This is a genomic window from Shigella sp. FC1567 (assembly GCF_001743015.1).
GTDB classification, from domain to species: Bacteria; Pseudomonadota; Gammaproteobacteria; order Enterobacterales; family Enterobacteriaceae; genus Escherichia; species Escherichia coli.
Map to the genome: position 1 here is coordinate 21,528 of NZ_MIIV01000266.1, position 7,795 is coordinate 29,322.

At 51.2% G+C, this 7,795-nt stretch carries 8 protein-coding genes and 1 tRNA gene; 8 read left to right on the plus strand and 1 reads right to left on the minus strand.

Translation table 11 applies throughout. The features are described from left to right. Positions 1–60: 60 nt before the first annotated feature. Together BHE85_RS15325 and rplY are read left to right on the plus strand one after the other, a co-directional pair. Positions 61–1,821 carry a DEAD/DEAH box helicase gene (locus BHE85_RS15325; protein WP_000578079.1) on the plus strand — a complete coding sequence of 587 codons (1,761 nt, stop codon included), beginning with the start codon at positions 61–63 and terminating at the stop codon, positions 1,819–1,821. Between the two features lie 124 nt (positions 1,822–1,945). Beyond that, positions 1,946–2,230, plus strand: coding sequence for a 50S ribosomal protein L25 (rplY, locus tag BHE85_RS15330; protein WP_000494182.1), 285 nt, complete (start codon positions 1,946–1,948; stop codon positions 2,228–2,230). A gap of 138 nt (positions 2,231–2,368) precedes the next feature. On the opposite strand, the gene yejK is transcribed toward rplY, so the two are convergent. Next, a complete protein-coding gene (gene yejK, locus BHE85_RS15335) occupies positions 2,369–3,376 on the minus strand; it encodes a nucleoid-associated protein YejK (RefSeq protein ID WP_000050791.1) in 1,008 nt (335 codons plus the stop codon). 181 nt (positions 3,377–3,557) lie between these two features. Here yejK and BHE85_RS15340 point away from each other — a divergent pair, with 181 nt between their 5' ends. From BHE85_RS15340 to BHE85_RS15365, 6 genes are all read left to right on the plus strand, one after another. Further along, entirely contained in the window at positions 3,558–3,785 is a 228-nt protein-coding gene (locus BHE85_RS15340; protein WP_001135667.1) for a YejL family protein, read from the plus strand. A 19-nt stretch (positions 3,786–3,804) separates the two neighbouring features. Beyond that, positions 3,805–5,565, plus strand: a complete 1,761-nt coding sequence (yejM, locus tag BHE85_RS15345; protein ID WP_000256186.1) for an LPS biosynthesis-modulating metalloenzyme YejM — start codon at positions 3,805–3,807, stop codon at positions 5,563–5,565. A 74-nt stretch (positions 5,566–5,639) separates the two neighbouring features. After that, positions 5,640–5,716 (plus strand) — tRNA-Pro (locus BHE85_RS15350). Between the two features lie 218 nt (positions 5,717–5,934). After that, on the plus strand, positions 5,935–7,176 hold the full coding sequence (locus BHE85_RS15355) for an integrase domain-containing protein (RefSeq protein WP_000101910.1): 1,242 nt from the start codon (positions 5,935–5,937) through the stop codon (positions 7,174–7,176). A gap of 98 nt (positions 7,177–7,274) precedes the next feature. Further along, entirely contained in the window at positions 7,275–7,505 is a 231-nt protein-coding gene (locus BHE85_RS28250) for a hypothetical protein (protein ID WP_001171357.1), read from the plus strand. 125 nt (positions 7,506–7,630) lie between these two features. Continuing rightward, positions 7,631–7,795 (plus strand): IS1 family transposase (locus BHE85_RS15365; protein WP_047664789.1); only part of this gene is annotated, 165 nt, incomplete at its 3' end.

Consider the following 7,795-nt stretch of genomic DNA (forward strand, 5'->3'; position numbering starts at 1 on the left):
CCCTCAAGGGAAAAAGATCCATGGCATACTATTAGCAGAATAATCTACCTACGCGAGACCATGATTTTTACACTCCGCCCATATCAGCAAGAAGCCGTGGATGCCACGCTCAACCATTTTCGTCGTCATAAAACCCCTGCCGTTATCGTGCTGCCCACCGGCGCAGGTAAAAGCCTGGTGATTGCCGAACTGGCACGGCTGGCGCGTGGTCGTGTTCTGGTGCTGGCACACGTCAAAGAACTGGTGGCGCAAAACCATGCAAAGTATCAGGCGCTGGGGCTGGAAGCCGATATTTTTGCCGCTGGGTTAAAGCGCAAAGAGAGCCACGGTAAAGTGGTATTTGGCAGCGTGCAGTCGGTCGCTCGTAATCTTGATGCCTTTCAGGGTGAATTTTCGCTGTTGATTGTCGATGAATGCCACCGTATTGGTGACGATGAAGAGAGCCAGTATCAGCAAATCCTCACTCACCTGACTAAAGTGAATCCCCACTTACGCCTGCTGGGGCTGACTGCCACGCCTTTTCGATTGGGCAAAGGCTGGATCTACCAGTTCCATTATCACGGCATGGTACGCGGCGATGAGAAAGCCCTTTTCCGTGACTGCATTTATGAGCTGCCGCTGCGTTATATGATTAAACACGGCTATCTGACGCCGCCAGAACGACTGGATATGCCAGTAGTGCAATACGATTTCAGCCGCTTGCAGGCACAGAGTAACGGGCTGTTCAGCGAAGCTGATCTCAACCGTGAGCTGAAAAAACAGCAACGCATTACGCCACATATCATCAGCCAGATCATGGAGTTCGCCGAAAAGCGCAAAGGGGTAATGATTTTCGCCGCCACCGTTGAACACGCAAAAGAGATTGTGGGATTACTGCCTGCCGAAGATGCAGCACTGATTACTGGCGACACCCCCGGCGCTGAGCGCGATGTGTTAATTGAAGATTTTAAAGCCCAGCGTTTTCGCTATCTGGTCAACGTCGCGGTACTGACCACCGGATTTGACGCCCCGCACGTCGATCTTATCGCCATTCTGCGTCCTACCGAATCAGTGAGTCTTTACCAACAAATTGTCGGGCGCGGTCTGCGTCTCGCTCCTGGCAAGACTGATTGCTTAATTCTTGATTATGCGGGTAATCCTCACGACCTCTACGCGCCGGAAGTTGGTACACCGAAAGGCAAAAGTGACAACGTCCCGGTACAGGTTTTCTGCCCTGCCTGCGGTTTTGCCAACACCTTTTGGGGGAAAACGACCGCCGACGGGACATTGATTGAACACTTTGGTCGTCGCTGTCAGGGATGGTTTGAAGATGACGACGGCCATCGCGAACAGTGTGACTTCCGTTTCCGTTTTAAAAATTGCCCGCAATGTAACGCGGAAAACGATATTGCCGCCCGCCGCTGCCGCGAATGTGACACGGTACTGGTTGATCCGGATGATATGTTAAAAGCGGCGCTACGACTGAAAGACGCGCTGGTATTACGCTGTAGCGGCATGTCTTTACAGCATGGGCACGACGAGAAAGGCGAATGGTTGAAAATCACCTATTACGATGAAGACGGCGCGGATGTGAGTGAGCGTTTCCGTCTGCAAACGCCCGCCCAGCGAACTGCCTTCGAGCAGCTTTTTATCCGCCCGCATACGCGCACACCGGGCATCCCTCTGCGCTGGATCACCGCCGCCGATATCCTCGCCCAGCAAGCCTTACTGCGACATCCGGATTTTGTCGTCGCCCGCATGAAAGGTCAGTACTGGCAGGTGCGTGAAAAAGTGTTCGATTACGAAGGTCGTTTTCGTCGGGCGCACGAATTACGCGGTTAATGGTAGTTTTGATTGATGTATAAGGCGATTGAGTATAGAATCTCGCCCGCTTTTGCATACGCAAAGCAGATCACTTACCTGTTGCTGGGTCGCCTGTAGCAGGATTAATTTAAGAGAGAAAGAAATGTTTACTATCAACGCAGAAGTACGTAAAGAGCAGGGTAAGGGTGCGAGCCGCCGCCTGCGTGCCGCTAACAAGTTCCCGGCAATCATCTACGGTGGCAAAGAAGCACCGCTGGCTATCGAGCTGGATCACGACAAAGTCATGAACATGCAAGCTAAAGCTGAATTCTACAGCGAAGTTCTGGCCATCGTTGTTGACGGTAAAGAAATCAAAGTTAAAGCTCAGGACGTACAGCGTCACCCGTACAAACCGAAGCTGCAGCACATCGACTTCGTTCGCGCTTAATTGCTGAATAAGTTGTAAAAAACCCCGCTCCGGCGGGGTTTTTTGTATCTGCAGATTATGCCTGATTACGGTATTGCTATTTTTTGCAGGCCAGATAAGGCGTTCACGCCGCATCTGGCATTCAGAATACAAAACCGATTAATTGCCGCCAGACGTCCGGCGCTGCAATTGGTCGCGCAAATTCGGCGGCGTGCCTTTAATGGTCAAGGTATCGGTTGCTGGATCCCAGAAGATGCGTTCACCTAACAGCATCGCATCAAAGTTAATAGTCAAGCCACCGCCGCTACCGGCAAACTTCGTCAACTGACGCAGTGTGCTACGGTCTGCCGGGAAGCTCTCTTCCAGTTCGTAGCCTTTTTCAGCCGCAAACTTCGTGAAGCTCACTTCGCTTACGCCTGCCAGCTCTTTCGACAGCGATTCCAGTTCGATCTCTTCGCCTGCCTGCAGCTGCTCATTACAGTAGCTATAAACCTGCTGGCGCACGTTCTGTCGCTCTGCTTTATCCAGTTGTGCTTCGGCAGTGAAATCATCAACCGCTTGCAACAGCCCACGGTTTTGCGCTTTCGCGTTCAATCCTTCGCTGGCCCCGAGGAAATCCATAAAGAAATCCGCCACTTTGCGCCCTACTCGCCCTTTCAGGAAAGTGAGATAGCGGGTGGACTCTGGATTGGTTTCCCATTCGGTTAAATCGATACGCGCAACAATATCCGCATGATTGATATCAAGATAATGGGTTGGGTTGATGTCGAGATTTTCGTTAACGCGCATACTGCTCAGGTTGCTCAGAACTGCCACCAGCAGATACTCCACCGCCAGATAACGGTAGTGGCAAAACAGCACGAATCCACCGTCAGCAAAAGGATATTTCGCTAATTCGTCACGCAGGCGCCCGGTTGCCGCGCGGCTAAATGCCAGAAAGTCCTCTTCGCCCTGACGCTGTAAGCGCAGCGTCTGCGCCAGTTCACTCTCTTCGCTAAACAAGCCGTAAGCTTTATTTTTGGCGCTATAGACCCGATGCAGTTCTGCCACCATCTCAACGACGGTTTCTGTCGGTTCCAGCAATGAATCGCGCAACACCAGCTCAAGGTTCTGCTCATCACGCTTGATAAGCTGGTGCAGAGCAATCTGGTTGATATCCAGACTCATGATAAACTCTCCTTTAAGACCGGGCGGTATTCAACCACCGCCGGTTAAGCGACGCAATAAAAGATGGCGGTCATTTTACAGAAGGCAGCGTAACGAGAATGATTTAACGCATAAAAAAGCAGAAAAAAAACCGTTGCTACGGTAATATGTTGCCCTTTCATCAACTAACTGATTTCGATTTATGCCACAAATTTCCCGCTACAGTGATGAACAGGTTGAACAATTGCTCGCAGAGCTGCTCAACGTACTGGAAAAACATAAGGCTCCGACCGACCTTTCCCTGATGGTGTTAGGCAACATGGTCACTAACCTTATCAACACCAGCATTGCCCCGGCCCAACGCCAGGCAATTGCCAACTCTTTTGCCCGCGCCTTACAGTCCTCTATCAACGAAGACAAAGCGCACTAAGGGAAACAGATAACAGGTTATGGTAACTCATCGTCAGCGCTACCGTGAAAAAGTCTCCCAGATGGTCAGTTGGGGGCACTGGTTTGCACTGTTCAATATTCTGCTTTCGCTCGTCATTGGCAGCCGTTACCTGTTTATCGCCGACTGGCCGACAACGCTTGCTGGTCGCATTTATTCCTACGTAAGCATTATCGGCCATTTCAGCTTCCTGGTGTTCGCCACCTACTTGCTGATCCTCTTCCCGCTGACCTTTATCGTCGGCTCCCAGAGGCTGATGAGGTTTTTGTCCGTCATTCTGGCAACGGCGGGAATGACGCTATTACTGATCGATAGCGAAGTCTTTACTCGTTTCCATCTCCATCTTAATCCCATCGTCTGGCAGTTGGTTATCAACCCAGACGAAAATGAGATGGCGCGCGACTGGCAGCTGATGTTCATCAGCGTGCCGGTTATTTTATTGCTTGAACTGGTGTTTGCGACGTGGAGCTGGCAAAAGCTGCGCAGCCTGACGCGTCGTCGACGCTTCGCGCGCCCGCTGGCCGCATTCTTATTTATCGCCTTTATCGCCTCGCATGTGGTGTATATCTGGGCCGATGCCAACTTCTATCGCCCGATCACCATGCAGCGCGCTAACCTGCCGCTTTCGTACCCGATGACGGCGCGACGTTTCCTTGAGAAGCATGGCCTGCTTGATGCGCAGGAGTATCAACGCCGTCTTATTGAGCAAGGTAATCCAGACGCCGTTTCCGTACAGTATCCGTTAAGCGAACTGCGCTATCGCGATATGGGCACCGGGCAGAATGTGCTGTTGATTACTGTCGATGGCCTGAACTACTCACGCTTCGAGAAGCAGATGCCTGCGCTGGCAGGTTTTGCTGAGCAAAATATTTCGTTCACGCGCCATATGAGCTCCGGCAACACTACAGACAACGGCATCTTTGGCCTGTTCTATGGCATCTCGCCGAGCTATATGGACGGCATTCTGTCGACCCGTACCCCTGCGGCGTTAATTACTGCGCTTAATCAGCAAGGCTATCAGCTGGGATTATTCTCGTCAGATGGCTTTACCAGTCCGCTGTATCGCCAGGCATTGTTGTCAGATTTCTCGATGCCGAGCGTACGCCCCCAATCCGACGAGCAGACCGCCACGCAGTGGATCAACTGGCTGGGCCGCTACGCACAAGAAGATAACCGCTGGTTCTCGTGGGTCTCTTTCAATGGCACTAACATTGACGACAGCAATCAGCAGGCATTTGCACGGAAATATAGCCGGGCGGCAGGCAATGTCGATGACCAGATCAACCGCGTGCTCAATGCACTGCTTGATTCTGGCAAACTGGACAATACGGTTGTGATTATCACTGCCGGTCGGGGTATTCCGCTGAGCGAAGACGAAGAAACCTTTGACTGGTCCCACGGTCATCTGCAGGTGCCATTAGTGATTCACTGGCCAGGCACGCCGGCGCAGCGTATTAATGCGCTGACTGATCATACCGATCTGATGACGACGCTGATGCAACGCCTGCTACATGTCAGCACACCTGCCAGCGAATATTCGCAAGGTCAGGATTTGTTCAACCCTCAACGCCGTCATTACTGGGTCACTGCAGCGGATAACGATACGCTGGCAATTACCACCCCGAAAAAGACGCTGGTGCTGAACAATAACGGTAAATACCGCACTTACAACTTACGTGGTGAAAGAGTGAAAGATGAAAAACCACAGTTAAGTTTGTTATTGCAAGTGCTGACAGACGAGAAGCGTTTTATCGCTAACTGATTAATTATAAATCAGTTAGCGAAATATCTTACTTGCAATCGGTGTGGAAAACGGTAGTATTAGCAGCCACGAGTCGGCACGTAGCGCAGCCTGGTAGCGCACCGTCATGGGGTGTCGGGGGTCGGAGGTTCAAATCCTCTCGTGCCGACCAAATCGCCCACCGGATACCACCGGAATTAACAGTTTTTAGACACGAAAAGCCCGCTAATCCTTGATTAGCGGGTTTTTTTATGGTTTTTAGTCACCGGACATCACCGGATTTATAAGCTATCAGCCGGATTTTTTAGTTATACGCTTAGTTATACGGGCTTGCGTATAACTAAAGCCGTATAACTAAAACCCTGTTTTTTCGTGTGGAATCATATACATATGGCGAGAAAAACACCCCCATTAACCACGGTGCAGATCAAAGCAGCCAGACCAGCGGAAAAGGAATACACCCTACAGGACGGCGGAGGGCTTTTTCTCCTGGTCAAACCGTCCGGATCAAAACTCTGGCGATTTTCCTACTACCGGCCATCGGACAAAAAAAGAATATTGCTGAGTTTTGGATCGCTTGATGATGTTTCCCTGGCTGATGCCAGAAAACGCCGTAGCGAGTACAGAGCGTTAATCAGTGCCGGAACTGACCCGCAGGGCCATGAGAAGAAAAAACGAGAGGCAGAGGCCCGAAGACAAGGGAACACGTTCGAAAATGTGGCGGCGGCATGGTACCAGGTGAAAATCAGCCAGAATCTGGCCCCCAACACGATTAAAGACATCTGGCGTTCGCTGGATAAATATGTATTCCCGTTCATCGGCAACACGCCAATAGATACCCTCACCGCCCGAAGGTTCGTTGAAGTGCTTACACCCATCAAGGAGCGCGGCAACCTGGAAACACTCAAGCGGGTTTTACAGCGCGTTAATGAGGTAATGGATTACGCCGCCAACAGTGGGCTGATTGATGCCAATCCGGCTATGAATGTGCGTAAGGCGTTTCCCTCACCTGTAAAAAAACATATGCCAACAATCCGCCCCGAACAGCTGCCGGAGCTTATGCAGGCTTTATCAGTATCGGCAACAGAACGGCAGACCAGATTACTGATTGAATGGCAGTTACTGACCGTAACCCGTCCCGCCGAAGCGTCATCAACGCGGTGGGATGAAATCAACCTGGACGCGAAGCAATGGACGATACCTGCCGGACGCATGAAGATGCGCAGGGATCACGTTATCCCGCTTTCCGGTCAGGCTATGGCGGTGCTGGAGGCCATGAAACCAATCAGCCACCACCGCAATTACGTTTTCCCAAGTCTGAAAGACCCACAGCAGCCGATGAACAGCCAGACAGCTAACGCAGCATTGCGGCGTATGGGATTCGCTGGCGTGCTGGTGTCTCATGGATTACGCGCCATATTCAGCACAGCAGCGAACGAGGAAGGATTCGAGCCGGACGTAATAGAGGCGGCACTTGCCCACGTCGACACCAACGAAGTTAGACGGGCATACAACCGGAGCAACTACATAGAAAAACGCATCGTGCTGATGCGCTGGTGGGGCGAATTTGTCGAGGCTGCGGCGACGGGCGTAACCCTCGCCAGTGGTAAAAGGGGTATCCGAGCCGTGTAGCTGTACAGAAAACCAGTAAAAACTACGAAAACCATGTAAAACCGTCGTATAATTGCATCAAATTTAACGACAAGGCCGTGAAACATGAAACCGTTAAGATGCAAAAAAATATCAGATGCAATTGCGACGGGCTGCAACTGGCCCTGATGGTTCAGCATGAATTTTGGTCAACCTACGATCCGGAGGACAGAACGACGGCCCCATCAAAAAAACAGGTAGTAGATTTTCTGGTATCCCGTGGCGCTTCCAGAAATCTGGCGGTAAGTATTGATAAGGTCGTACGTCCGGCATCTATGAAGATCGGAGGCAGGCCCAAAAAATGGCGGTAACAATCCTGGAAGCGGCAGAAATGCCGCTTTTTTTATAATTCCATTTCAAATCATCAATATAAAAACGGTGGGTAATGCTGCCAACTTACTGATTTAGTGTATGATGGTGATTTTAAGGTGCTTGCGTGGCTTCCATTTCCATCAGATGTCCTTCCTGCTCCGCTACTGAAGGCGTGGTGCGTAACGGCAAAAGCACTGCCGGACATCAGCGCTATCTCTGCTCTCATTGCCGTAAAACATGGCAACTACAGTTCACTTACACCGCCTCTCAGCCCGGTACGCACCAGAAA